Below are 23,507 nucleotides of genomic sequence, written 5' to 3' on the forward strand. Positions count from 1 at the left end.
GCTGCAACATCACCGTTGGGCAAAACAAGCCATTTTGCGCAACGAAAGCTTGCGCAGGCAGCCTCAGGCCAGCGCCATCTCCAGCACGCGGATGCCATGCAGCGCCTGCCGCCCGGCGAGGTCACCGATCTGGTGGCGGCAGGAAGTGCCGTCGGCGACGATCAGCGCGCCCTCCGGGACCTTCCGCACCGCCGGCAGCAGCGAAAGCTCCGCCATCGCCTTGGAGACGGCGAGGTTGGCCGCCTCGTAGCCGAAGCTCCCCGCCATCCCGCAGCAGGAGGAAGCGATCGGCACCACCTTCAGTCCAGGAATCATGGTCAACATGGCGATGGCGGGGGCGAAGGCGGCGAAGGCCTTCTGGTGGCAATGCCCATGCACATGCGCCGCCTCGGCCACCGGCTTCAGGGTAAGCCTCGGCTTCTCGCGCGCCAGAAACTCGCCGACGAGGAAGGTGCGGGCCGCCAGCGCCTCGGCCTCCGGCCCGGGGAGGAGGGAGAGGAATTCGTCCCGCAGCGTGAGCGTCGAGGAAGGCTCGAGGCCGATGACGGGGGAGGCGACAGCGGAGAGTGCCGCGAGCGTCCGCCGTGCTTCCTCCCTGGCTTCATCGACAAGGCCGGCGCCAAGCAGGGTGCGGCCCTCGTCGAGGGGCCGGGAGCCGCGCGCGGACCGGGCGACCGCCGGGTTATAGCCGGCGGCGCGCAGCACTCGGATGGCGGCGCGCAGGTTCTCCGGCTCGAAATAGCGACTGAACACGTCGGGGAAGAGGATGACCTCGCCCGCGCGTCCATCCGGCGCCGGCAGTTCCGCATCGTGGAAGGCGTCGCGCCGGAAGCGCGGCAGGCTGCGCTCGGCGGAGAAGCCGAGCAACCGCTCGCCGAGACGCGGCAGCCCGGGGATCCAGTTCCGCGCGTTCGCCGCCTCGGGCAGCATCGCGGCAAAGGGTGCCCAGCGGGGCAGGGTGGCGATCAGCCGGTCGCGGGCGTTGATGCCGCGCTCGCGGGCGCGGGCGGCCATCGCCTCGATCTTCATCTTCGCCATGTCGACGCCGGTCGGGCATTCGCGCTTGCAGCCCTTGCAGGAGACGCAGAGGGAGAGGGCGTGATGCACCTCGTCCGAGGCAAGGCCGCCGGGAAGCTGGCCGGTCAGGGCAAGGCGAAGGGTGTTGGCCCGGCCGCGCGTCAGGTGCTCCTCGTCGCGCGTCGCGCGGTAGCTCGGGCACATGACGTTGGCGTCGGATTTTCGGCAGGTGCCGTTGTTGTTGCACATCTCGACCGCGCCGAGCAGGCCGCCTTGCGGCCCGGGCCAGGCAGACCAGTCGAGCACCGGCTGGACGTCGGGATCAGCGGCATAGCCAGGGGCGTAGCGGAAGAGCGTGCGGTCATCCATCCTCGGCGGGCGGACGACGCGGCCGGGGTTCAGTAGGCCCGTCGGGTCGAAGGCGTCCTTCACCTCCTCCAGGGCCGCGGTGATGCGCGGGCCGAACATCGACGCGTTGAATTCCGAACGCACGATGCCGTCACCATGCTCGCCGCTGTGCGAGCCCTTGTATTCCTTGACGAGCGCGAAGCATTCCTCGGCGATGGTGCGCATGCGGCGCACATCCTCCGGATCCTTCATGTTGAGCACGGGCCGCACATGCAGGCAGCCGACGCTGGCATGCGCATACCAGGTGCCCTTGGTGCCGTGGCGCTCGAACACCTGATTGAGCCGCTCGGTGTAGTCGGCGAGGTCAGGCAGGGCGACGGCGCAGTCCTCGATGAAGGAAACCGGCTTCCCGTCGCCCTTCATGCTCATCATGATGTTGAGCCCGGCCTCCCGCACCTCGGCGACGGCGGCCTGGAAGCCCGGATCGATGCAGCGCACCACGCTGTCCGGATAGCCGAGATCGCCCATCATCTCCTCGAGCGCATCGAGGCTGCGGGCGAGCGGCGCATCCTCCTGGCCGTGGAACTCGACGATGAGCAGGCTGTCGGGCTCGCCGCGCACGATCCTGTCGATGGTCGCGCGGAAGATCGGGATGGAGCGGCCGAGATCGATCATCGTCCGGTCGACCAGCTCCACCGCCTCCGGGTCCAGCGTGACCAGGTGCTGCGAGGCGGCCATGGCGGCGCGGAAGCTCGGGAACTGGCAGATGCCGAGCGCCTTGCGCGGCTTCACCGGCCAGAGCTGCAGGTCAAGCGCCGCGGAGAAGGCGAGCGTGCCCTCGCTGCCGACGAGCAGGCGCGCAAGGTTGCCGCGGCCCTCGGCGCGGGCGGCGGGCGTCAGGCTCTCGATGTTGTAGCCGCCGACGCGGCGGAGCTGGTTGGGGAAGCGGGCGGCGATCTCCTCCGCCTCGCGGGCGCCGAGCGCGCGCAGCCGCTGGATGAGGTCGGCGATGCCGGCCGGAACCTCGGCGCCGAGATTGTCCGGCAATGCGCCGAAGCGGAAGCGGCTGCCATCGGCGAGCAGCGCATCGATGGCGCGGACATTGTCGGCCATCAGCCCATAGCGGATCGACTTGCTGCCGCAGCTGTTGTTGCCGGCCATGCCGCCGATGGTGCAGCGAGCCCAGGTGGAGGGATCGACGGGGAAGAATTGCTTCGTCCCGGCCAGCGCCGTGTTCAGCGCGCCGAGGCTGATTCCCGGCTCCACCCGCACCGTGTCGCCCTCGACGGCGAGGACTCGGTTCAGGTACTTGCTGCAATCGATGACGAGGGCGCGGTTCACCGTCTGGCCGCACTGGCTGGTGCCGCCGCCCCGCGGCAGGATGGGGATGCCGTCATCGCGGCAGATCGAGAGCGCCGCCTCCACATCCGACATGCTGCGCGGCACCAGCACGCCGACCGGCTCGATCTGATAGATGCTCGCATCGGTCGCGTAGCGGCCGCGGTCGGCCGCACTCCAGAGCACCTCGCCCTGGGTCTCGCGCTCCAGGCGCTCGGCGAGGCGGCTGTCGCCGATGCGATCCTTGGGGATGGTGAAGGCGTTCATGCGCGGTTTCTAATCCTGGGCTGGCCGCTTGTCCGATCTATAATGCTCATCAATCCGACAAGCCCTTCTCGTTGGCGAGGGAGATGGATCAGGCGCATAGGGTGCCGCAAGATCGGAGACCGACAGCATGGCCTATTACCAGTCCTCCCCCATCGCCGGCCGGCATTTTCTGCAGATCCCAGGGCCGACCAACGTGCCGGACCGCGTGCTGCGCGCCATGGACAACCCGACCATGGACCATCGCGGGCCGGATTTCGGCCGCTTCGGTGCCCAGTTGCTGGAGAAGCTCCGCACCGTCTTCAAGACCGAGGGGCCGGTGGTCATCTACCCCGCCTCCGGCACGGGGGCCTGGGAGGCCGCGCTGGTCAACACCCTCTCGCCCGGCGACCGCGTGCTGATGTGCGAGACGGGCTGGTTCGCCACGCTCTGGCAGGAGATGGCCGAGCGCCTCCAGCTCCGGCCGGAATTCATCCCGACCGACTGGCGCCGCGGCGCCGATGCGCCGGCGATCGAGGCGGCGCTGCGTGAGGACAGGTCGCACGGCATCAAGGCCGTCTGCGTCGTCCACAACGAGACCAGCACCGGCTGCACCTCGCGCATCGAGGAGGTCCGCCGCGCCATCGACGCCGCCGGCCATCCCGCGCTGCTGCTGGTGGATACCATCTCCTCCCTCGGCTCGATCGATTACCGGCATGACGAATGGGGCGTCGATGTCACAGTCGCCGGCTCGCAGAAAGGGCTGATGCTGCCGCCCGGCCTGTCCTTCAATGCGGTTTCGGAAAAGGCGCTGAAGGCCACCGAGACCGCCAAGCTGCCCCGCAGCTTCTGGGACTGGCACCCGATGCTGAAAGCGAACGAGACCGGCTACTTCCCCTATACGCCCGCGACCAACCTGCTCTACGGGCTCGATGCCGCAGTCGACATGCTGAACGAGGAGGGGCTCGACAACGTCTTCGCCCGCCACGACCGCTTCGCCGAGGCGACACGACGCGCCGTGCGCCATTGGGGCCTCGAGATCCAGTGCGAGGAGCCGCGGCACTATTCCTCCTCGCTGACCGCCGTGCGGTTGCCGGAGGGGCATAGCGCCAATGCGCTGCGGGCGGTGATCCTGGAACGGTTCAACATGTCCCTCGGCAACGGCCTCGGCCGGCTGAACGACCGGGTCTTCCGCATCGGTCATCTCGGCGATTTCGGCCCACTCTCCCTCATCGGCACTCTGGGCGGGGTGGAGATGGGCCTGGGTGCGGCCGGCGTGCCGCACAAGCCGGGCGGGGTGCAGGCGGCGATGGCCTATCTGAACGGCAATGCCTGAGCGGCAGGCGCCTGCCCCGCCGCGATCGGGGAGTTCTAAGCCAGGGGGCGTCTGTGCTATCCTTTCCGTGTGGTGAGGAAAGGCGGGCCGTGTTCTAGCTCTTCCCCCCCGCAGCGGCGACCGAGGCCCGGGCGCCGATCGGCAGGTCGGTGCGGCGCCAGGATGGCTGGCATCGCCTCGGTTGGGGAAGGCGATAGGACAGGGATGCAGCAGCAGACGGCCTTGCGGCGCGACGAACCCGAGGGCCAGCCATGACCGCCCGAATCCTCGTGGTCGATGACATCGCCGCCAACCTGCGGCTGCTCGAAGCCAAGCTGCTGAACGAGTATTACGATGTCGCCCTGGCCGCCTCGGGCCCGGAGGCGCTGGCCACCGCCGCACGCTGGTCGCCCGACGTCATCCTGCTCGACGTAATGATGCCTGGGATGGATGGCTACGAGGTCTGCCGCCGTCTCAAGGAGAATGGCGCGACGGCGCATATGCCCGTCGTCATGATCACCGCCCTGATCGACCCGGTGGAACGTGTCCGCGGCCTCGAGGCCGGGGCGGACGACTTCCTGTCGAAGCCGGTCGACGACGCGACGCTCTTTGCCCGCCTCCGCGCCCTGCTGCGGGTCAAGCAGGTGCAGGATGCCTGGCGCCTGCGCTCCGATACAGCCCGAGACCTCGGCATCGAGCCGCAGCCCGACCCCTCGCCGAGCATCGAGGGCGCCGAGGTCCTCGTCCTCTCCGAGCAAGCGGCAGAAGCCGCCCAGGTCGCCGCCATCCTCGGCGCCGATGGTGTCACCGTGGAGACCGCGACCGACCCGGAGGTCGCCCGCCGCATCCTGGCCGACGGCAATTTCGACCTCGCCGTGCTCTGCCTGCCGGGGGAGGGGGGAGATGTACTGCGCCTCGCTTCCCGCCTCCGCGCCCAGGGCGCGACGCGGGACCTGCCGGTGCTGCTCGCCGCCGATGTCAGCCAGCGCGGCCTGGTGCTGCGAGGCTTCGATCTCGGCGCCAACGACCATGTGCTTCGACCGATCGATCCGAACGAGCTGCGCGCCCGGGCGCGCAACCAGATCCGCCGCAAACGCTACCAGGAGCGGCTACGGGCCGATCTCGATCGGTCGCTGGAGATGGCGGTCACTGACCCGCTGACGGGCCTGCGCAACCGCCGTTATGTGCGACGCCACATGGAGGGGGTGTTGCGCGGGACGGATGCGGCCGTGCTGATGCTCGACGTCGACCGCTTCAAGTCGATTAACGACAATTACGGCCATCCGGCAGGCGATGTTGCGCTGAAGGAGGTGGCGAAACGCCTGAAGTCCTACCTCCGCGCCGCGGATGTGGTGGCCCGCTATGGTGGCGAGGAATTCATGGTGGTGCTCACCGGCGCGCCGACCGACTACGCCACAGCGGTGGCGGAGCGGCTGCGCCTGGCGATCGCCGCCGATCCCTTCGACATCGCCGGCCTCTCGCTCCCCATCACGGCGAGCTTCGGCCTCGCCATCGCCACCACCGGCACCGGCGTGAACGCCGCCGTGGCAGCAGCCGATGCCGCCCTTTACCGGGCCAAGCAGGGCGGCCGGAACCGGGTGGAGCAGGCGCGGCAGGAGGATTTCACCGAAGGCGACGAAGGCAAGGCGTGAATCGGCAAGGGCGGGCGCCTCACGGCCCCGCCCCTCGCTTCGCCGACAGGCTCAGGCCAGCTTACTTGATCTTGGCTTCGCGGAAGACGACGTGCTTGCGCGCGACGGGGTCGTATTTCTTCAGTTCCAGCTTGCCAGTGGTGTTCCGGACATTCTTCTTGGTCACGTAGAAGAAGCCGGTCTCGGCGCTGCTGACGAGCTTGATCTGGATGGTGTTCGACTTGGCCATGGCGAAGCCCGTGAATCCTGCAATGTCGGAAGGGGTCGCACCGTAGCTTCCCGCGCCCAAAGGTCAAGCGAAAGGGTTACCGCCAGAAGGGATCGGCGCCCAGCAACTCGTCCCAGGCTTCCAGCGCATGCCGCCGGGCGCGACCGGTGCGGGCGGCGGCGAAGCCTTCGACCGCGCCCACCGCCCAGGCCGGCACTCCGGCGCCGAGCGAGCCGACCAGCCCCCGAGCCACGGCGACGTCGTTCGCCAGTCCGAGCTCCTCCTGCAGCGCCGCCAGCCGCCGGAGGAAGCGCCGCGCCGGCTTGCCCGGCCAAAGCGGGGCGAAGAGCTCCGCTGCATAGCGCAGCCGCTTGGCGTCCAGCCGGACCTCGTGCAGCGCCTCGGCGCCATGTTCGGCGATGTCCTCGCCGCGCTTGCGCAGCCGGTGCCAGCGCTTGTCGAGGAGGCCGCTGGCGAATTCCGTCAGCGGCTGGTCGAGCAGCGCCGATTGCTCCGGCGGCCCGGCTCGCCAGGGGCGAAGCAGCATCAGCCCGAGGCCGGCCAGCACCAGTCGCGGGAAGGCCGGCCCGTCCAGCATGCGCCGGAGCGCGACATAGGCTTCCTGCCGGCGCGTCTCACCCGCCTTCAACAGAGCCAGTAGCCGTCGGTCGTCGCCGATCGCCTCCGCGGCGGCGGCGCCGGTACCGGCAAGGAAGACATCCCAGTCGCGTGCCGGACCGAGGGCGGTCGCCAGGTCGCGCAGTCCCTGGTCGAATTCCTTGACCTCCGGGCAGGCGGCGGCCGCACCGAAGGATTTCAGCACCGAGCGCAGGCGGCGCAGGGCGACGCGGGTCTGGTGCACCCCTTCCGGCCCCGCCCCGAGCCGGCAGCCCGGGGCATGGCCGAGCATCACCTCCAGCAGGTGGCCAAGGGCGGCGAGCAATGCCTCCTCCACCGTGGCCGCACCGGCGAGCACCGGGGGCCCACGGCGGCGCGGGCGGGGCGCCTCGCCGCGGGCCAGGGCGCGGCCCTCCTCTGCGAGGCTGGCGATGGGCGGTAACGGGTGCAGGTCGGCAAGCGCTGCCGCGCGGGCAAGCACGGCGGCCGTCGTGCCCCGCAGGGTCAGCCGGGCGACAGGCATCTCGGCGGCGACGGCGCGCAGCTTGCCGGTCAGCAGCTCCGCCTCCACCTCCCCAAGGGCGATGAGGCTGCGCCGGCCGCTGAAGGCGGCAATCGGGACGAGGGTGGCCGCCTCCTCGGACGGCGCCTCCAGCTCCTCCGGCGGCTGCCCAGGGCACCAGCTCGCGCCCGGGGCCGGCATGGCGCGCAGCAGCCGGCGCAGGCCACGGCGGTTGGATTCGAGGGCCAGGCCCTCGGTTGCCAGCGCGCCATCGGCGGTGTCCAGCCAGATCAGCTCCTCCGCCGAGCTCTTGGTGCGCCCGGCCCGGGCCGAGGAGATCGCACCATGCCGCGACAGGCGCTGCGCCGCTTCGGGATCGAGAGCGAATTCCAGCACGAGCTGCGCTGCCGCTTCCCCGGCGGGGCTCGACTCGCTTTGCAGGTCCATCGCGGGGTCAGGGGTCTCGAAGCGGCTCAGGCGGGCACCTCTGCGGCAGGAAGGTCACGGGGAGCGAGGAAGCGCACCAAACGCGCCCCGCCCCGGTCGAGTTGGCGCCAGGCCGATGCGATGGTGAACTCGGCGAGCGCCCCGGTCGGATAGCCTTCCACCAGACGGCGCGCGTCCACCCCGCCGCGGGCCAGCGCCTCCGGGCCGGCCAACTCCACGGCCAGTTCGTGCAAGCCGGGGTTGTGGCCGATCAGCAGCAGGCTGCGCGCCGTCTCCGGCGCCTGGCGCAATTCGTCCAGCAGCCGCGGCCAGGGGGCCAGGTAGAGTGCATCCATCGGCTCGACCAGCGCCCCGTCCTCGAAGGGCGTCAGCGCCTCGAGGGTTTGCAGGGTGCGGCGGGCCGAGGACACCAGCACGATATCGGGCGAGAGACCCAGTTCGCGCATGGCATCGGCCATGGCCGCGGCGGAGCGTCGGCCGCGCGCATTGAGCGGGCGGGCATGGTCGGAGAGGCCCGGATCGTCCCAGGAGGACTTCGCGTGCCGCAGCAGCAGGAGCTGGCGCATCGTCGCCAATCCTGCCACGGCTCGCGCCGCTTGTCCTGCCCCTTCGGCACGAGCGGACCGGCCGCCTTATTCCACCCGCCCGATCCGCTGAACTGCCCGCACCAGGCGGGCGCTGTCGGTGCGGAGAAATTCCTCGAAGGCGGCGCCGTCCCGGTAGTCGAGGGTATTGCCGCCGGTCGCCAGGGCCCGGCCGGTTTCCGGTTCGGCCGCCACCGCGGCCATGGCCGCGCGCAGCGCCTCGTGGATCGGCGCCGGCGTGCCGGCGGGGGCGAAGATGCCGGCCCAGATGTAGTACTCCGCCTCCCTGAAGCCGCGCTCGATCAGCGTCGGCACCTCCGGCATTCCGGCCGGGCGATGAGCGCCCCAGCTGGCCAGCGCGCGCAACCGCCCCTCGCGTAGATGCGGCGCAACCGGCCCCGGCCCGCTCGCAAGCGCCTGCACCTGCCCGGCGAGCAGCGCAGTCAGCGCCGGCGCCCCGCCCTGGAACGGCACATGCAGCAGCTCCACCTCGGCCGCCTTGGCCAGCATCGCCATCGGCACATGCAGCGCCGAGTAGTTGCCGGAGGAGGAGTAGCTGATCCGCCCCGGCCGCGCCCTGCCATCGGCCAGGAATTCCTCGAGGCTCCGCCAGGGCGAGGCGGCTGGCACCACCAGCAGGGTCGGGTCGGCGGTGAAGAGGGCGATGGGCGCCAGCTGCTCCATCTCATAGGCTGGCGGCCGGCCGAAGAGGCGCGCCGCTTCCGGCAGGACGGCAAGCGAGGAGAGCGCCATCAGCAGGGTAGTGCCATCCGGTGCGGCGCGGGCGACGAAGGCATTGCCGATCTCCCCCGCAGCGCCGGCGCGGTTCACCACCGGCACCGGTTGGCGCCAGTGGCGCTCCAGCGCCGCCGCAACGGGCCGCGCCACCACATCCGCCTGGCCGCCGGGCGGGAAGGCGACGACCATGCTGACCGGGCGGCCGGGGAAGTCCTGCGCACGGGCCAGCGCCGGGAGCGCCAGACCGCCCGCCAGCACCGCCCGGCGCCTCATGCGACCGGATTTTCCAGCACGCCGATCCCCGTCACCTCGACCCGCACCACATCGCCCGACCTCAGGAAGCGCGGCGGCTGGAAGCCGATGCCGACGCCGGCCGGCGTGCCGGTTGCGATGATATCGCCCGGCTCCAGGGTGATGCCGGCGCTGATGGTCTCGATCAGGGTCGGGATGGCGAAGATCAGATCGGCGACCGACGCATCCTGCCGCTTCTCGCCATTCACATGCGTGGTCAGCCGCAGCGCGCGCGGGTCTGGCACCTCGTCGGCGGTGAGGATGGCGGGACCCATCGGGCAGAAGCCGTCGATCCCCTTGCCGAGGATCCATTGCCGGTGCTTGTGCTGCAAGGTCCGCGCCGTCACGTCGTTGACGATGGTGTATCCGAAGACGTGCTGCGCCCAGTCGGCCGCCTTGATGCCGCGTCCCGCCTTGCCGATGACGACGGCCAGCTCGCCCTCGTAGTCGGTCGACCCGGTCGGGTCGAGGAAGGCGGGGATGGTGTCGCCCGGCCCGCTGACGGCGGTCGGCGGCTTGCTGAACACCACCGGCGCCTCCGGCACCACCTCCTTCGCCGTGGCGTCGAAGCCGGAGCCGGCGAATTCCTTGGCATGCTCGAAATAGTTCTTGCCGACGCAGAAGATGTTCTTGGCCGGGCGCGGGATCGGCGCCAGCAGCACCGCATCCTCCACCACCGGTGCCTGCGCCGCCGCCGCCCGCGCCCGCCGCAGCATCGCCTCGCCGCCGGCGATCAGCGCCGGCATGTTGTCCCAGGAGACCTGCCCATCCGCCGCCGAGAGGTCGAGCACCGCCCCGTCCGCCCGCAGCGCGCCCACCTTGCCGCCGGCCCAGCCGCCCCGCTTATAGGTCACCAACCGCATGCCGCGTCCTCCCACCTTCTCCCCGATGAAGCAGAATCAGCCGGGCTGGGCCAGCGGTATCGTGGCGGCCTGTTCCAGCGCCCGCGCCCCACGCAGCACCAGGTCATCGCGGTAGAGCGCGGCGGCGAGCTGCACCGCGCGCGGCATCCCGTGCTCGTCGAGGCCGACCGGCACGGCGATCGCCGGTTGCCGCGTCAGGTTGAAGGCGAAGGTCCAAGGTGCCCAGTCGCGCCACAGCGCCTCGGCCGGGCGGATGGTCGGCTGGTCGGCGGCGAAGGCGGCCGTCGGCGTCGCCGGGCAGAGCATCAGGTCGAAGCGCTGGTGGAAGCGCGCCGCCGCATGCGCCGCCTCGATCCGGAGCGCCTCGGCGCCCAGGAAGTCGACCGCATTCATCCCCGCCTCGCGCCCGGCGAGGTCGACGAGGCCGGCATCCAACAGTCCGCGCCGATCCTCCGGGATGGTCGCCACCAGCCGCGCCAGCCCCACGCCCCAGACGCGGGAGAAGATGGCCCGCGTATCCGGCAGGGCCGGGTCGGCCTCCTCGACCTGCGCGCCCTGCTCCTCCAGCATCCGCGCCGCGGCCTGGAGCACCGCCTCGCCATCGGCATCGAGCGGCGGGGCAAAGCCGAGGCGGCGCACGAGGCCGATCCGCAGGCCGGCGACGCCGCCCTCGATGCCCGCCCGCCAGTCGCGCGGCTCATCCGGCAGGCAGCGGGGGTCGCGCAGGTCGTACCGCGCCATGGTGGAGAGCATCAGCGCCGCGTCGCGCACCGTACGCGTCATCGGCCCGGTGCAGGCGACATTGGAAAAGGCGCCGAGCGGCCATTGCGGCACCCGGCCGAAGCTCGGCTTCAGCCCGACGAGGCCGGAGAAGGCGGCCGGGATGCGGATGGAGCCGCCCGCATCCGTGCCGATATGGAGCGGCCCGAAGCAGGCCGCGCCCGCCGCCCCGGCGCCGGAGGAGGAGCCGCCCGGCGTCCGCTCGCGGTTCCAGGGGTTGCGGGTGATGCCGTGCAGCGGGCAGTCACCGGGCGACTTCCAGCCGAACTCCGTGGTGGTGGTCTTGCCCAGGATGACGGCGCCGGCCGCCTTCAGCCCGAGCACCGAGGGGGCATCCTCCGTCGCCGGCGCCGTGTCGGTGGCCTTGCTGCCGCGCCGGGTCGGGAAACCGGTGAGGTTCAGCAGGTCCTTCACCGTGGCGGGCACGCCGTCGAGCAGCCCCATCGGCCGCCCGGCCATCCAGCGCGCCTCGCTCTCGCCCGCGGCCTGCAGGGCGCGGGGGTTCATGGCGGCGAAGGCATTGACCCAGGGGTTGTATCGGGCCACCCGCTCCATCACCGCCTTCAGCACCTCCACGGGGCTGAGCGCCCGCCGTGCGTAGAGCGCCAGCAGGGTCTCGGCGGACATCAGGGCGGGGTCGGTTTCGGTCATGCGTCACCTCGGGCAGGCCACCAATCTGGACCCGCCCGAGGCCGAGGGCTAGGCGGCGAGCCTCACATGGCTCCGGCAGCGCATCAGCGGCTGGATGCGGGTGCCGAAATTCTCCATCCCCGCCAGGAAGTCGTCGAAGGTGAGCATGATGCCCTTCACCCCGGGCATCGCCGCCGCCTCGTCCAGCATGCGCGCGATGCTGGCATAAGAGCCGACCAGCGTGCCCATGTTGAAATTGATCGGCGAGGGCGAGCGCTGGATCGCCGCAGCCATCGAGGTCGATTCCGTGTTCACATCGGCTGCGGCATGGCCGAGCAGATGCGCCAGCGCCTCGCGGTCGGCACCCCGGTTGTAGAGATCCCACTTCGCCATCGCCGCCTCGTCCGTCTCGTCGGCGATGACCATGTAGAGGATGTAGGAGCCGACATCGCGCCCGGTCTTCTCGGCCGCCTTCAGCATCCGCCGCGGCACGTCGATGCATTTCTGCGGCTCGTTCACCCCCTCGCCGAGGGCGAAGTTGAAGTCGCAGTACTGCGCCGCGAATTCCATCCCGCGGTCGCTCTGCCCGGCGGCGACCAGCTTGATCGGCACCGAGGGCGGCGGGCTCATCTTGCACGCGTCCATCTGGAAGAACTCGCCCTTGAGGTCGCTTGTTCCGGTCTCCCAGAGCTGCTTCATGATCTGAACGTATTCGGTGCTGTAGTCGTAGCGCCTGCCGAAATACGCATCGCCCGGCCACATCCCCATTTGGCTGTACTCGACCTTGTGCCAGCCGGAGACGATGTTCACCCCGAACCGTCCGCCCGAGATGCTGTCGATGGTCGTCGCCATGCGCGCCACGATCGCCGGTGGAATGGTCAGCACCGCGGTCGAGGCGTAGAGCCGGATCTTCGAGGTGACGGAGGCGAGCCCCGCCATCAGCGTGAAGCTTTCCAGCCCGTGGTCCCAGAACTCGGTCTTCCCGCCGAAGCCGTGCAGCTTGATCATCGATAGGGCGAAGTCGAGACCGTAGCCCTCGGCCATCTGCACCACCCGCTTGTTGAGCTCGAAGCTCGGCATGTATTGCGGCGAGGTGGCCGAGATCAGCCAGCCATTGTTGTTGATCGGGATGAAGACACCGATATCCATGGGCACGCCCCTCTGCATTGAGCGGCAGAGGGGCACGCAATCCTCATGCCATGGCTCTCAGCTCGCCACGATGTTGAACTGCCGGGCGATGCCGGTCCAGGTGGCGATGTTCTCCTGCATGATGGCGACGAAGTCGGCACCGAGCGGCGGCGGGTTGCGCGGCAGCGTCACCAGTTCCTCGCACCGGGCACGGAGCACGGGCGTTTCCAGCAGCGGCGGGATCAGCGCCGTCACTCGCTCGGCGATCGGCGCCGGCAGGCCCTTCGGCGCCGAAAGGCCGAGCCACTGGCTCGAGGTCAGCTTGCCGTAGCCCTGTTCGGTGAAAGTCGGGATGTCCGGCATCGCCGCCAGCCGCTGCGGCGAGGAGATGCCGAGGCAGCGCAGCGTGCCATCCTTCAGCATCGCCACGTTGGTGGTGATCGGGTCGATCAGGCTCTCGATGGTGCCGGCCATCAGGTCCTGCATCGCCGGCGCGCTGCCGCGGTAGGGCACATGCTCAAGGCTGGGCGCCCGCCCTTCCGCCCCGAGCATCACCCCGAGCAGATGCGGCGCCGAGCCGATGCCGGAGGAGCCGTAGCGCACCGGCACGCGCCGCGCCGCGGCCAGATACTGGTCGAGCGTCTTGTAGGGCGAGTTCGCCTTCACCAGCAGCACGTTCGGCGCCTCGACCAGCATGCCGAGATGGGTGAAGTCGGCCACCGGGTCAAAGGGCAGGGTCGGCAGCGTTGCCGTCGAGAAGACATGCACCGACGCATGGCTGACAAGGAAGGTGTAGCCATCGGCCGGCGACTTGGCGACGAAGTCAGTACCGATCACCCCGCCGGCGCCCGCCTTGTTTTCGACGACCACCGTCTGGCCGAGCGCCTGGGCGAGCGGCGGCGCGATCAGCCGGGCTATGGTATCGACCAGCCCGCCGGGCGGGAATTGCGCGACGAGGCGGATGGAGCCGCGTCCCGGCCAGCCATTCTGCGCCCGCGCGAGGCGGGGCAGCAGGGCAGGGGCGGCGAGGGCGGCGAGTAGGTGTCGGCGATGCATGCTCTGCGCTCCTTTGCGGCAGGGCGCAGGCAGATTGCCGTCAGATGACGCAACGGTCATGTCCCGGAAGCTGCCTTGCCCTTGGGCAAGGCATGAGCAGCAAGGAGCGTGCCGCGGCTGGGGCCGATAGCCCCTGACCAGGGTCCCTCTAGGCCGCGACCGCGCCGCTCCAGGGGGTCATGGCATCGCTGATGCCGGTCGCCTCGCCGCCCGGATCGCGGCGGATGAGGTTCGGGCAGGCGAAGTTGAGAGGCAGCACGGCGTGCTCCACAATGGTCGGGGTGCCAGGCAGGGCGGCCAGCACCTCGGGCGGCAGGCGCCGGTCGGCGGTGACGCCCTCCGGCCCGGAGACGTCGATCCGCGGATGATGCGCCGCCGCCTCCGGCTCCATCCCGAATTCGGTGACGAAGGAGAGCAGCTGCAGCACCGCGGCCAGGATGCGCCGCCCGCCCGAAGCGCCGGCCGCGATCTCCGGCTGGTCGCCCGAGGCGAGGATGATGGGCGACATGTTGGTCAGCGGCCGCTTGCCTGGCGCGATGGCATTCGGCGTGCCCGGCTGCGGGTCGAACCACATGACGCCGTTGTTCATCAGCACGCCCGAGCGCGGCAGGACGACGCGGCTGCCCATGGAGGAGAGAAGGGTGGTGGTCACTGCCACCATCATCCCATCCTTGTCGCAAGTGGTGAGGTGAGTCGTGCAGGTCTCGGCGCCCTCGGGCTCGGCATCGCCAAGGCCGGCGAGCCGTTCGCCATAGGCGGCCTGCATGGCGCTGGCGAAGCTGGCATACCAGGCGGCCGATGGTTCCGGGCCGAGCGGGACATCGGCCATCAGCTCCAGCACCCGGCGCATGGTCGGCGCCGCGGTCAGCCCATTCGAGAGCATGAGCGTGCGCCCGCGCCAGGGCACGGCGACGGCGGGCTTCACCCTTGCACGGCAGCCGGCGAGGTCGGCGGCGGAGAGCACGCCGCCCATCTCCCCTACATCGGCGGCGATCTGCGCGGCGATCTCGCCCTCATAAAAGTCGCGCAGCCCGGCCTGTTGCAGCCGCTCCAGGGTCGCCGGCAGGTTGCCGAGCGGGAAGAAGCCCGGAGCCCCTTGATAGGGTGTCGTCGGCGGCAAGCCGTTCGGCAGGTAGATGCGCGCACTCTCCGGGTAAAGGCGCAGCACGCTGGCCGAGCTCGCTACCTTCAGCGTGGTGTACCAGTCGGCCGGCAGGCCGCGTTTGGCCAGGGCGACTGCGGGGGCCAGGACCTCGCGTATCGGCAGCCGCCCGTGCCGCTCATGCAGCAGCGCATAGCCCGCGACGGCGGAGGGGATGACGAAGGAGAGCGGGCCATGGATGTTGCGGTCCCCCTCCACCTCGGGCCAGGAGAAAAGGTCCTGCTTCATCCGCCCGGTCAGCGGGAAGGCGGAGGCGTCGAGCCCGGCCGGCGCAACGGGACCGAAATCGATGGTCTCGGCGGGCGACATTCCCGGCGTCATCACCTGGGCGAAGCCGATGCCGCCGAGCCCGCTGTTCCAGGGCTCGAGCGTGGCGAGGGCGAAGGCGGTGGCAACGGCGGCATCCGCCGCGGTGCCGCCGGCGCGCAGCATGGCGGCACCGGCCTCCGCCGCCACCCTCACCTGGGAGACGACGACGCCCCCGGCGCCGCTCGCGGCGGGCTTGCGCAGGGACCAGTTCTGGCTCTGGTGATCGGGCAGGGGGAAGGCATCCGTCATCGCGGCAACTCCGGTGGTCGGCGTGCCGTCATCGTCCTGCCATGACCAGGATGCCGCAATCCCTAAAGCCCGGCCGGGGGGCGCCGCCGCTCCTCCAGCACCGACTCGAAGTCGAAGGTGAGGTTCCAACCCACATGCGCCTCGAGCGCGGCCAGGGCCTTCGCCTCATCCCCGGCAGCAAGGGCGGCGATCAGCACGCCATGCTCCGCCTCCAGTCCCTCCTGCACCCGGATCTGCTGGGCGAGCCCCCAGATCACCGCAAGCTGCCGAGCGAGGCTCTGCCACAGGGCGAGCAGGGGCGCGTTGCCGGAAACCCGGCACAACTCGGCATGGAAATCGCCATCGGCCAGCACGATCAGCGCCGGGTCGCCGACTTCCACCGCTTGGCGGTAGCCCGCGGCGGCGGCCTCAAGCCCCTCGAAGCGCTCGGCACCACCCGGCTGACGCAAGGCTTCCCGCACGGCGAGCGATTCGAGGGCGAACCTCACCCGCATCAGTGCGGCGACGCCGGAATTCGTCACCTGCATCAGCCGCATCCCTTTGTAGGGGGTACTGACGACGATGCCTTGGCTCTCCAGCAGCCGCAGCGCCTCGCGGACTGGGACGCGACTGATGCCGAGGTCGCGGGCGATCTCCGCCTCGACAAGCCGGTCGCCGGGCAGGAAGAGGCCGCGGGCGGCGGCGGCGACGATGGCCTCGGCGGCCTGCTCCACCATCGTCCGCGGCTGGACGGGAGACAGGCGCCGGGGTTCAGCCAGGGCGATGACCAATCGTTCGGACGCGTCCTGGTGCGCCCGATGGTCCGGAACAGCCACGTGGTGATCCCCGTTAAATCGCGAAGAACTGAAGTTTAAATTCAACTCATTGGTTTGTGAAGGTCACCCGCAGATCGAATTGCGCAAGCCCTACATTTTGTTGCATTTAAGCATCAAGTCAAGCCCCGCTGCCCTTGTCTTTGCCGTCATGGCAGTCTCGCTGCGTTGGAGGGCAGCATGGTCGAGGATGCGGATCGCGCGGAATTCGGAATCGAGGGTGACTGGGCGGTGGTCCGGCGGCACCGAATCCGCTGGTCGGAATGCGACCAGTACGCCCATGCCAACAATGCCGCCTACCTCGCCCTGTGCGAGGATCTCCGCGTGTCCCACTGGCTCTCGCTCGGCGGCCGATTCGCCGTGGGCGAGCCGGGCCCGGTCGTCGCGCAGATGGAGGTGCGCTACCTCCAGTCGCTCGCCTTCGACGATGCGGTCGCCGTCACCATGCGGCCGGCGGCGCTGCGCCGCAGCAGCCTGACCCAGGACTATGCGGTGTGGAAGAGGGGACTCGTCTTCACCTGCCGCGCCGTGCTGGTCCTCATCCGCCATGGCAGCGGGGAAAAGGTGGCGATCCCGCCGGCGATGCGGGCGGTGCTGGTCGGACAGGGCGCGGCGGAGGATGCCTGAGCCTCGCAGCCCGGCACCGCCCCGGGCCTCAGATGCCCCGCTCGGCCCGGGTCGCGGTCAGGTCGTCCTCGATGAAGCCCTGGATGATCTCCTCCAGCGATTCCTGCTCCGAGAAGCCGAGCAGCCGCCGCGCCCGCTCCGCGGTGAAGCTGGCCGGCCAGCCGCCGACGATCGCCTCGATCGCCGGGTCCGGCGCATGACGCACCAGGGCCCGCGCCTCGGGCCCGGCGACGCTCTCGAGCGCGCTCAGCATCTTGCCGACGGTCGCGCTCCGCCCAGGCGGGTTGATGCCGCGATCGAGGCCGAGCGGCGTCGTGTCCATCGCCATCGCATGCAGGAACCAGTCGATGGCCCGGCGCGGCGAGCAGATCCAGACGGCGAACTCCTCCGGCACAGGCAGCTCGGTCTGGAGGCCGAGCAGCGGCTCCCGCAGGATCGCCGAGACGAAGGAGGAGGCCGCCTTGTTCGGCCGCCCCGGACGCACGATCACCGTCGGCAGGCGGAGGCTGACGGCATCCAGCACGCCGCGCCTTGAGGCATCCTGCAGCAGCAGTTCGGCGGCCGCCTTCTCCGCGCCGTAGCTGTTGCCGGGAAGCTGACGGGCATCGTCCTCCAGCCGCGCCTCCTGCCCGCCGCCGAAGCTGGCGACGGAGGAGGTGAAGACCACCCGCGGCGGCGTCGCGCCGGAGGCGTGCGGACCTTGGGTCAGCCGCCGGCAGGCCTCGATCACCGCCAGCGTGCCATGCAGGTTCACCCGCAGGCCGAGCTCGTAATCCGCCTCTGCCTGGGCCGATACCACGGCGGCCAGATGCACCACCACCCGCGTCCCCTCCGGGATGGCGGTGGCGACCTGCGCCGGATCGGCCACGTCGCCGCCGAGGCAGCGTACGGGGAAGGGCGCCTCGATCCCCGGCGGTGCGTGGAGGTCGAATAGGGTGAGGCCGCTGATCGCCTCGCCGCCGAGGCTGCCCTCGTGGGCCAACCGCGCCGCCAGCTTGCGGCCGAGGAAGCCGCCCCCGCCCAGGATGGTGATCTGCATGGCGCTCTCCCGATCTTGCCCGGATAGATGTCGCGCCGGCCCCCTCCGGGTGCAAGCCGCCAGTGGCGGCGGGGCAGGGGCCGCGCGATAACTCCTCTCCATGAGCATCCCGAACCGCCCCTTCCGCCTGATCCTCAATCGCCATCACGGTACGCCAGGCGTGGTCGTCCTGCCTGAGGGCGGATTCCGGCGCGCACGCGAGGAAATCGCCGGCTGGGAAGGCTATGCGTCGACTCCTCTGGTCCCGCTGGAGGAGGTGGCCAAGGCCGCCCGCCTCGGCGCCGTGCATTGGAAGGATGAGGGGGGCCGCTTCGGCCTCGGCAGTTTCAAGGCGCTCGGCGGGGCCTATGCGGTGATGCGGCTGCTCCAGGCCGAGCTGGCGAAGCGGGGCGTTGCCAATGCCGCGACGGCGGCCGAGTTGACGGACGGCACCCACCGCGAGGCGACGCGTGCCATCACCATCACCTGCGCGACGGATGGGAACCACGGCCGGAGCGTCGCCTGGGGCGCGCAGCGCTTCGGCGCCACCTGCGTCATCTTCGTCCATGAGGGGGTGAGCCAGGGCCGGCGCGACGCCATTGCCCGCTACGGCGCCGAAATCCGCGTTGTCCCCGGCACCTATGACGATGCCGTCCGCGCCGCCCGGGGCGAGGCCGCCGAGCGGGGCTGGTTCGTCGTCTCCGACACCTCCTATGCAGGCTACACCGAGGTGCCGCGCGACGTGATGCAGGGCTACCGGTTGATAGCGGAGGAGGCGGCCGAGTCGATCCCCGCGCCGCCCACCCATGTCTTTATCCAAGGCGGCGTCGGCGGGTTGGCGGCCGCCGTCTCTGTGCAGATGCGCGCCCGCTACGGGCTGGACGGCCCGCGCATCGTGGTGGTCGAGCCGGAGCGGGCCGCCTGCCTGATGGCCAGCGCCGAGGCGGGCGAGGCGACCGCTGTCGAAGGCGAGCTGGACACGCTGATGGCCGGCCTTGCCTGCGGCGAGCCGAGCCTGCTCGCCTGGCAGGAGCTGGAGCGGGCCGGCTTCGCCTTCATGGCTGTCCCCGATGCCAGCGCCGTCGATTGCATGCGCCTGCTCGCTCGCCGCCAGCCGCCGCTGGTCGCCGGCGAGAGCGCCGTCGCCGGCCTGGCCGGGATGCTGCTGGCGGCACGCGAGCCCTTCGCCCGCGCCGCCCTCGGGCTCAACGAGGCGAGCCGCATCCTCCTCTTCGGCACCGAGGGGGCGACCGACCCGGCGCTTTACGCAAAGCTGACCGCTTAGGCCGCTTGCTGCGCTGTACGGGCTTCATCTATCTGTCACAAGACTGGCACGGAGCCGCAACCTGGCGCCGCTAACCGGCGGCCCCGGCAACGAGATCGATTGGGAGAAGTCACGCCATGAGGCGCCGTTTCCTGGCCCAGGCCAGCCTGGCCGCCGCGGCCATCGCCGCCGCGCGCACCCGCCCCGCCGCCGCCCAGGCGCCGGTCGAGATCCAATTCTGGCACGGCCTGCCGCAGCCGCTCGGCGGGCAGCTCGAGGGGATCGTCGCCGCCTTCAACGCCACGCAGCAGGGGGTGAAGGTGATGCCCTCCTTCCGCGGCTCCTATCCGGAGACGATGGTGGCCGCCATCGCCGCTTTCCGCGCCAATGCCGCGCCGCATGTGGTGCAGATGTTCGAGGTCGGCACCGGCACGATGATGTCCGCCGGGCGCGCGGTGAAGCCGGTGCATGAGCTGCTCGCCGAATCCGGCGTCAGCATCGACTTCAACGACTACCTCCCGGCGGTGCGCGGCTACTATCAGGCCTCCGACGGGCGGCAGATGAGCATGCCCTTCAACAGCTCCACCGCGACGATGTTCTACAACAAGGATCACCTCAGGCGGGCCGGGCTGGACCCCGATGTGGCTCCGAAGACCTGGGAGGAACTGGCCGAGGCGCTGAAGAAGCTGAAGGCGGCCGGCATCGCCAGTCCGATGACCACCTCGTGGCCGGCCTGGGTGCAGGTCGAGCAGGTCTCGGCCATCCACAACCTCCCGCTGGCGAGCCTCGGCAACGGCTTCGACGGGCTCGGCGCCACCATGCAGGTGAACAACCCTGTGATGGTTCGGCACATGGACAACCTGATCGCCTGGCAGAAGGACGGCCTGTTCAAGTATGGCGGCCGGGACAATGCAGCGGATGCGCTCTTCCCGGCTGGCGAGGTCAGCATCACCATGGCGTCCTCGAGCCTGCGTGCCCGCCTGCTGCGCGAGTCGCGCTTCGCCTGGGGCACCGCCATGCTGCCTTATTATAGCGACGTCGCCGGCGCGCCCCGCAACAGCATCATCGGCGGTGCCAGCTTCTGGGCCCTGAACCGCGGCCCTGCCGGCGGACGCAGTGCGGCCGAGTGGAAAGGCGTCGCGGAATTCTACCGCTATCTCAGTCAACCCGAGATCGATGCCAAGTGGCACATGGACACCGGCTACGTCCCGGTCCGCCGAGCCAGCTACCAGGTGGCGAAGTCGCAGGGCTTCTACGAGAAGAACCCCGGCACCGAGGTTGCGATCGAGCAGCTGCTGCGTGGCGGCGAGACTACGCCGAACACCCGCGGCATCCGCCTCGGCGGCTATGTCGAGATCCGCAACATCATCCAGGAGGAGATGGAGAAGTCCTTCCAGGGCCAGCAGAACGGACAGCAGGCGCTGGAGGCGGTGATGCAGCGGGCCAATACCGTGCTGCGCAATTTCGAGCGCCAGAACCGCGGCTGATCAGGAAAGCGCTGTGCGCAAGACGGTCTTCAACGGCACGGCGCTGCCGCTGCTGTTGCTCACGCCGCAGCTCGTCATCACCGCGATCTTCTTCCTCTGGCCGGCGGGGGCTGCCATCTGGCAGTCCCTGCTGCAGGAGGACCCCTGGGGCATGAGCTCCCAGTTCGTCGGCCTCCGCAACTTCACCGAAGTCCTGGCGGAGCCGGAATGGCGTGGCGCCGCCTGGAACACGTTGATCTTCTCGTCCTCGGTCGCCGTGCTCGCCATGGGCACTGCGCTCTTCCTGGCCGTGCAAGCGGACAAGTCGATCCGCGGTGCCAATATCTACCGTACGCTGCTGGTATGGCCCTATGCCGTGGCGCCGGCCATCGCCGCCGTGCTCTGGCTCTTCCTCTTTCACCCCTCGATCGGGCTGGTCGGGCGGGCGCTGAATGAGGCCGGCGTTGCCTGGGACTACAAGTTGAACGGCAACCAGGCGATGCTGCTGGTGATCGTCGCCGCGGCCTGGAAGCAGGTGAGCTACAATTTCATCTTCTTCCTGGCCGGCCTGCAATCCATCCCGCGGAGCGTGCTGGAGGCGGCGGCGATCGACGGTGCGAAGCCGGTGCGGCGCTTCTGGACCATCATCCTGCCGCTGCTCTCGCCGACCGCCTTCTTCCTGTTGGTGGTGAACCTCGTCTATGCCTTCTTCGACACCTTCGGCGTCATCCATGCGCTGACCGGCGGCGGCCCGGGAAAGGCTACGGAGACGCTGATCTACAAGGTCTATGTCGAGGGCGTGCAGAACGTGAACCTCGGCAGTTCCTCCGCCCAGTCGGTGATCCTGATGATCCTCGTCATCGCGCTGACGGCGGTGCAATTCCGCTTCATTGAGCGCAAGGTGCATTACTGATGCGCCGCTACTGGTCCTCCCTTTGGCCGCATCTTTGGCTGCTGCTCGGGGTGCTGATCTTCGCGGCGCCGATCTACATCACCCTGATCGGCTCGACGCATGATGCCTCCACCATAGGCCGCGGCGACGTGCCGCTGCTGCCGGGCAGCCACGCAGTCGAGAATTACACCGCCGCCTGGGTCAGCGGCGGCTCCGGCCGCTTCACCGTCTCGCCCGCATCGCGGATGCTGCTGAACAGCACCATCATGGCGCTCTGCATTGCGGTCGGGAAGATCGTCATCTCCCTGCTCTCGGCCTATGCGGTGGTGTTCTTCCGCTTCCCCGGCCGGATGATCGCCTTCTGGACCATCTTCATGACGCTGATGCTGCCGGTCGAGGTGCGGATCATCCCGACCTATCAGGTCATCGTCAGCATGGACCTGTTCAACTCCATGGCCGGACTGACCATTCCGCTGATCGCCTCGGCTACGGCGACGCTGCTCTTCCGTCAGTTCTTCCTCACCATTCCGGAGGAGTATGTCGAGGCGGCGAAGATGGACGGCGCCGGACCGATGCGCTTCTTCCGTGACATCCTGCTGCCGCTCTCGGTGACGAACATCGCGGCGCTCTTCGTGATCCTCTTCATCTATGGCTGGAACCAGTACCTCTGGCCGCTGCTGGTGGTGAACGACCGCAGCCTAGAGACCATCGTGGTCGGCATGGCCAAGATGATCGGCACCGGCGATGCGCAGAATGAATGGAATGTCATCATGGCCATGGCGGTGCTGGCGCTGCTGCCGCCCGTCGCCGTGGTGCTGCTGATGCAACGCTGGTTCCTGAAGGGCCTGACGGAGACCGAGAAGTAATGGCGAGCCTTGAGGTCTCCGGACTCACGAAGTCCTTCGGCGCCACTCACGTGCTGCACGGCATCGACCTCGCCGTCGAGGATGGCGAGATGATCGTCATCGTCGGCGCCTCCGGCTGCGGCAAGTCCACCTTGCTGCGGATCGTGGCGGGGCTCGAGACAGCGAGTTCCGGCAGCATTCGCATCGCCGGGCGGGAGGTTTCGGCGCTGGAGCCGGCGGAGCGCGACATCGCCATGGTGTTCCAGAACTACGCGCTCTACCCGCACATGACGGTCGAGCAGAACATGGCCTACGGCCTCAAGATCCGCGGCTTGCCGAAGCCCGAGATCGCTCGCCGCGTCGCCGAGGCCGCTGGGCTGCTCGGGATCGGGCCGTTGCTGGCGCGCCGCCCGCGCCAGCTCTCGGGTGGCCAGCGCCAGCGCGTGGCCATGGGCCGCGCCATCGTGCGGGAGCCGAAGCTCTTCCTCTTCGACGAGCCGCTCTCCAACCTCGATGCGAAACTGCGGGTGCAGATGCGCGCCGAGATCAGGCGATTGCAACGCCGTCTCGGCGTCACCTCGCTCTTCGTCACCCATGACCAGACCGAGGCGATGACACTCGGTGACCGGCTCGTCGTGATGCATGCCGGCCATGCGGCGCAGATCGCGTCGCCGATGGAGATCTGGGCGCGGCCTGCCGATACCTATGTCGCCGGCTTCATCGGCAGCCCGGCGATGAATTTCCTGGAAGGGACCCTGGCCGAGGGCGGCCAGGTCGTCGCGCTGAAGGCCGGGCCGGTGCTGCGCTTCGCCGACGGGCCGCGTGCGGGCGGGGAGGGGAGGCCGCTCACCATCGGCATCCGCCCCGAGCATGTCGAACTGGCCGAGGGCGGCATCCCGCTTCCGCTCGACTTGGTCGAGCCGCTCGGCTCCGAGACGGTGCTGCACGGACGCCTGCCGGGCGGCGAGGCGCTGGTGGTGAAGCTTGCCGGCCCGGGCCCCGGTGCGCAGAGCCTGCCGGTCGCTCTCCCGGCCGCGGCGCTGCACGTCTTCGATGGCGAGACCGGCAAGCGGCTTGACCCCTAGCCACCCGGAGCCAAGATTGA

The 23,507-nt window shown here is 69.9% G+C and carries 20 protein-coding genes; 8 read left to right on the forward strand and 12 right to left on the reverse strand.

Annotated features, from left to right (window positions below):
- Nucleotides 1-63: 63 nt before the first annotated feature.
- Nucleotides 64-2,970: an FAD-binding and (Fe-S)-binding domain-containing protein gene (locus JMJ56_RS04955; RefSeq protein ID WP_202830465.1), complete on the reverse strand. Its 2,907-nt coding sequence runs from the start codon at nt 2,968-2,970 to the stop codon at nt 64-66.
- A gap of 127 nt (nt 2,971-3,097) precedes the next feature.
- On the opposite strand from JMJ56_RS04955, the gene JMJ56_RS04960 reads away from it, so the two are divergent.
- Both JMJ56_RS04960 and JMJ56_RS04965 read left to right on the forward strand, forming a co-directional pair.
- Nucleotides 3,098-4,282, forward strand: a complete 1,185-nt coding sequence (locus tag JMJ56_RS04960; RefSeq protein ID WP_202830466.1) for a pyridoxal-phosphate-dependent aminotransferase family protein — start codon at nt 3,098-3,100, stop codon at nt 4,280-4,282.
- A 251-nt stretch (nt 4,283-4,533) separates the two neighbouring features.
- Complete coding sequence (locus JMJ56_RS04965) at nt 4,534-5,913, forward strand: PleD family two-component system response regulator (protein WP_202830467.1); 1,380 nt, start codon at nt 4,534-4,536, stop codon at nt 5,911-5,913.
- A gap of 61 nt (nt 5,914-5,974) precedes the next feature.
- Here the strand turns inward: JMJ56_RS04965 and rpmG are convergent, their stop codons facing one another.
- From rpmG to JMJ56_RS05015, 10 genes are all read right to left on the reverse strand, one after another.
- Nucleotides 5,975-6,142 (reverse strand): 50S ribosomal protein L33, encoded by a 168-nt coding sequence (gene rpmG, locus JMJ56_RS04970; protein WP_043342217.1) that lies wholly within the window; start codon nt 6,140-6,142, stop codon nt 5,975-5,977.
- A 76-nt stretch (nt 6,143-6,218) separates the two neighbouring features.
- Complete coding sequence (locus JMJ56_RS04975; protein ID WP_202830468.1) at nt 6,219-7,688, reverse strand: CYTH and CHAD domain-containing protein; 1,470 nt, start codon at nt 7,686-7,688, stop codon at nt 6,219-6,221.
- A gap of 26 nt (nt 7,689-7,714) precedes the next feature.
- A complete protein-coding gene (locus tag JMJ56_RS04980) occupies nt 7,715-8,254 on the reverse strand; it encodes a SixA phosphatase family protein (protein ID WP_202830469.1) in 540 nt (179 codons plus the stop codon).
- Between the two features lie 66 nt (nt 8,255-8,320).
- Nucleotides 8,321-9,283, reverse strand: a complete 963-nt coding sequence (locus JMJ56_RS04985) for a Bug family tripartite tricarboxylate transporter substrate binding protein (protein ID WP_202830470.1) — start codon at nt 9,281-9,283, stop codon at nt 8,321-8,323.
- Nucleotides 9,280-10,164 (reverse strand): fumarylacetoacetate hydrolase family protein, encoded by an 885-nt coding sequence (locus tag JMJ56_RS04990; RefSeq protein WP_236037411.1) that lies wholly within the window; start codon nt 10,162-10,164, stop codon nt 9,280-9,282. The genes JMJ56_RS04985 and JMJ56_RS04990 overlap by 4 nt, the downstream gene beginning before the upstream one ends.
- Before the next feature lie 36 nt (nt 10,165-10,200).
- Nucleotides 10,201-11,595 (reverse strand): amidase, encoded by a 1,395-nt coding sequence (locus JMJ56_RS04995; protein WP_202830471.1) that lies wholly within the window; start codon nt 11,593-11,595, stop codon nt 10,201-10,203.
- A gap of 48 nt (nt 11,596-11,643) precedes the next feature.
- Nucleotides 11,644-12,723, reverse strand: a complete 1,080-nt coding sequence (rutA, locus tag JMJ56_RS05000) for a pyrimidine utilization protein A (protein ID WP_202830472.1) — start codon at nt 12,721-12,723, stop codon at nt 11,644-11,646.
- A gap of 57 nt (nt 12,724-12,780) precedes the next feature.
- The gene (locus JMJ56_RS05005; RefSeq protein ID WP_202830473.1) at nt 12,781-13,758 is read right to left on the reverse strand and encodes a Bug family tripartite tricarboxylate transporter substrate binding protein; all 978 of its coding nucleotides are present in this window, start codon (nt 13,756-13,758) and stop codon (nt 12,781-12,783) included.
- Between the two features lie 148 nt (nt 13,759-13,906).
- The gene (locus JMJ56_RS05010) at nt 13,907-15,478 is read right to left on the reverse strand and encodes a gamma-glutamyltransferase (protein WP_202830474.1); all 1,572 of its coding nucleotides are present in this window, start codon (nt 15,476-15,478) and stop codon (nt 13,907-13,909) included.
- A 62-nt stretch (nt 15,479-15,540) separates the two neighbouring features.
- Nucleotides 15,541-16,293, reverse strand: a complete 753-nt coding sequence (locus JMJ56_RS05015; RefSeq protein WP_202830475.1) for a GntR family transcriptional regulator — start codon at nt 16,291-16,293, stop codon at nt 15,541-15,543.
- A 177-nt stretch (nt 16,294-16,470) separates the two neighbouring features.
- Here JMJ56_RS05015 and JMJ56_RS05020 point away from each other — a divergent pair, with 177 nt between their 5' ends.
- Nucleotides 16,471-16,917: an acyl-CoA thioesterase gene (locus JMJ56_RS05020; RefSeq protein ID WP_202830476.1), complete on the forward strand. Its 447-nt coding sequence runs from the start codon at nt 16,471-16,473 to the stop codon at nt 16,915-16,917.
- A gap of 28 nt (nt 16,918-16,945) precedes the next feature.
- Here the strand turns inward: JMJ56_RS05020 and denD are convergent, their stop codons facing one another.
- Nucleotides 16,946-17,956: a D-erythronate dehydrogenase gene (denD, locus tag JMJ56_RS05025; RefSeq protein ID WP_202830477.1), complete on the reverse strand. Its 1,011-nt coding sequence runs from the start codon at nt 17,954-17,956 to the stop codon at nt 16,946-16,948.
- A gap of 100 nt (nt 17,957-18,056) precedes the next feature.
- On the opposite strand from denD, the gene JMJ56_RS05030 reads away from it, so the two are divergent.
- From JMJ56_RS05030 to ugpC, 5 genes are all read left to right on the forward strand, one after another.
- Nucleotides 18,057-19,220: a diaminopropionate ammonia-lyase gene (locus JMJ56_RS05030; RefSeq protein WP_202830478.1), complete on the forward strand. Its 1,164-nt coding sequence runs from the start codon at nt 18,057-18,059 to the stop codon at nt 19,218-19,220.
- A 116-nt stretch (nt 19,221-19,336) separates the two neighbouring features.
- Entirely contained in the window at nt 19,337-20,686 is a 1,350-nt protein-coding gene (ugpB, locus tag JMJ56_RS05035) for a sn-glycerol-3-phosphate ABC transporter substrate-binding protein UgpB (RefSeq protein WP_202830479.1), read from the forward strand.
- Between the two features lie 13 nt (nt 20,687-20,699).
- A complete protein-coding gene (gene ugpA, locus JMJ56_RS05040; protein WP_202830480.1) occupies nt 20,700-21,578 on the forward strand; it encodes a sn-glycerol-3-phosphate ABC transporter permease UgpA in 879 nt (292 codons plus the stop codon).
- Complete coding sequence (gene ugpE, locus JMJ56_RS05045; RefSeq protein WP_202830481.1) at nt 21,578-22,423, forward strand: sn-glycerol-3-phosphate ABC transporter permease UgpE; 846 nt, start codon at nt 21,578-21,580, stop codon at nt 22,421-22,423. Before ugpA ends, ugpE begins: the two co-directional genes overlap by 1 nt.
- A complete protein-coding gene (gene ugpC, locus JMJ56_RS05050) occupies nt 22,423-23,487 on the forward strand; it encodes a sn-glycerol-3-phosphate ABC transporter ATP-binding protein UgpC (RefSeq protein ID WP_202830482.1) in 1,065 nt (354 codons plus the stop codon). The genes ugpE and ugpC overlap by 1 nt, the downstream gene beginning before the upstream one ends.
- Nucleotides 23,488-23,507: the final 20 nt, after the last annotated feature.

The sequence above is a fragment of the Belnapia arida genome (assembly GCF_016773205.1).
GTDB classification, from domain to species: Bacteria; Pseudomonadota; Alphaproteobacteria; order Acetobacterales; family Acetobacteraceae; genus Belnapia; species Belnapia arida.

Bases quoted from the DNA above. Each gene is read 5' to 3' on its own strand.
- JMJ56_RS04955 (WP_202830465.1), bottom strand. From the start codon at position 2,970: ATGAACGCCTTCACCATCCCCAAGGATCGCATCGGCGACAGCCGCCTC.
- JMJ56_RS04960 (WP_202830466.1), top strand. From the start codon at position 3,098: ATGGCCTATTACCAGTCCTCCCCCATCGCCGGCCGGCATTTTCTGCAG.
- JMJ56_RS04965 (WP_202830467.1), top strand. From the start codon at position 4,534: ATGACCGCCCGAATCCTCGTGGTCGATGACATCGCCGCCAACCTGCGG.
- rpmG (WP_043342217.1), bottom strand. From the start codon at position 6,142: ATGGCCAAGTCGAACACCATCCAGATCAAGCTCGTCAGCAGCGCCGAG.
- JMJ56_RS04975 (WP_202830468.1), bottom strand. From the start codon at position 7,688: ATGGACCTGCAAAGCGAGTCGAGCCCCGCCGGGGAAGCGGCAGCGCAG.
- JMJ56_RS04980 (WP_202830469.1), bottom strand. From the start codon at position 8,254: ATGCGCCAGCTCCTGCTGCTGCGGCACGCGAAGTCCTCCTGGGACGAT.
- JMJ56_RS04985 (WP_202830470.1), bottom strand. From the start codon at position 9,283: ATGAGGCGCCGGGCGGTGCTGGCGGGCGGTCTGGCGCTCCCGGCGCTG.
- JMJ56_RS04990 (WP_236037411.1), bottom strand. From the start codon at position 10,164: ATGCGGTTGGTGACCTATAAGCGGGGCGGCTGGGCCGGCGGCAAGGTG.
- JMJ56_RS04995 (WP_202830471.1), bottom strand. From the start codon at position 11,595: ATGACCGAAACCGACCCCGCCCTGATGTCCGCCGAGACCCTGCTGGCG.
- rutA (WP_202830472.1), bottom strand. From the start codon at position 12,723: ATGGATATCGGTGTCTTCATCCCGATCAACAACAATGGCTGGCTGATC.
- JMJ56_RS05005 (WP_202830473.1), bottom strand. From the start codon at position 13,758: ATGCATCGCCGACACCTACTCGCCGCCCTCGCCGCCCCTGCCCTGCTG.
- JMJ56_RS05010 (WP_202830474.1), bottom strand. From the start codon at position 15,478: ATGACGGATGCCTTCCCCCTGCCCGATCACCAGAGCCAGAACTGGTCC.
- JMJ56_RS05020 (WP_202830476.1), top strand. From the start codon at position 16,471: ATGGTCGAGGATGCGGATCGCGCGGAATTCGGAATCGAGGGTGACTGG.
- denD (WP_202830477.1), bottom strand. From the start codon at position 17,956: ATGCAGATCACCATCCTGGGCGGGGGCGGCTTCCTCGGCCGCAAGCTG.
- JMJ56_RS05030 (WP_202830478.1), top strand. From the start codon at position 18,057: ATGAGCATCCCGAACCGCCCCTTCCGCCTGATCCTCAATCGCCATCAC.
- ugpB (WP_202830479.1), top strand. From the start codon at position 19,337: ATGAGGCGCCGTTTCCTGGCCCAGGCCAGCCTGGCCGCCGCGGCCATC.
- ugpE (WP_202830481.1), top strand. From the start codon at position 21,578: ATGCGCCGCTACTGGTCCTCCCTTTGGCCGCATCTTTGGCTGCTGCTC.
- ugpC (WP_202830482.1), top strand. From the start codon at position 22,423: ATGGCGAGCCTTGAGGTCTCCGGACTCACGAAGTCCTTCGGCGCCACT.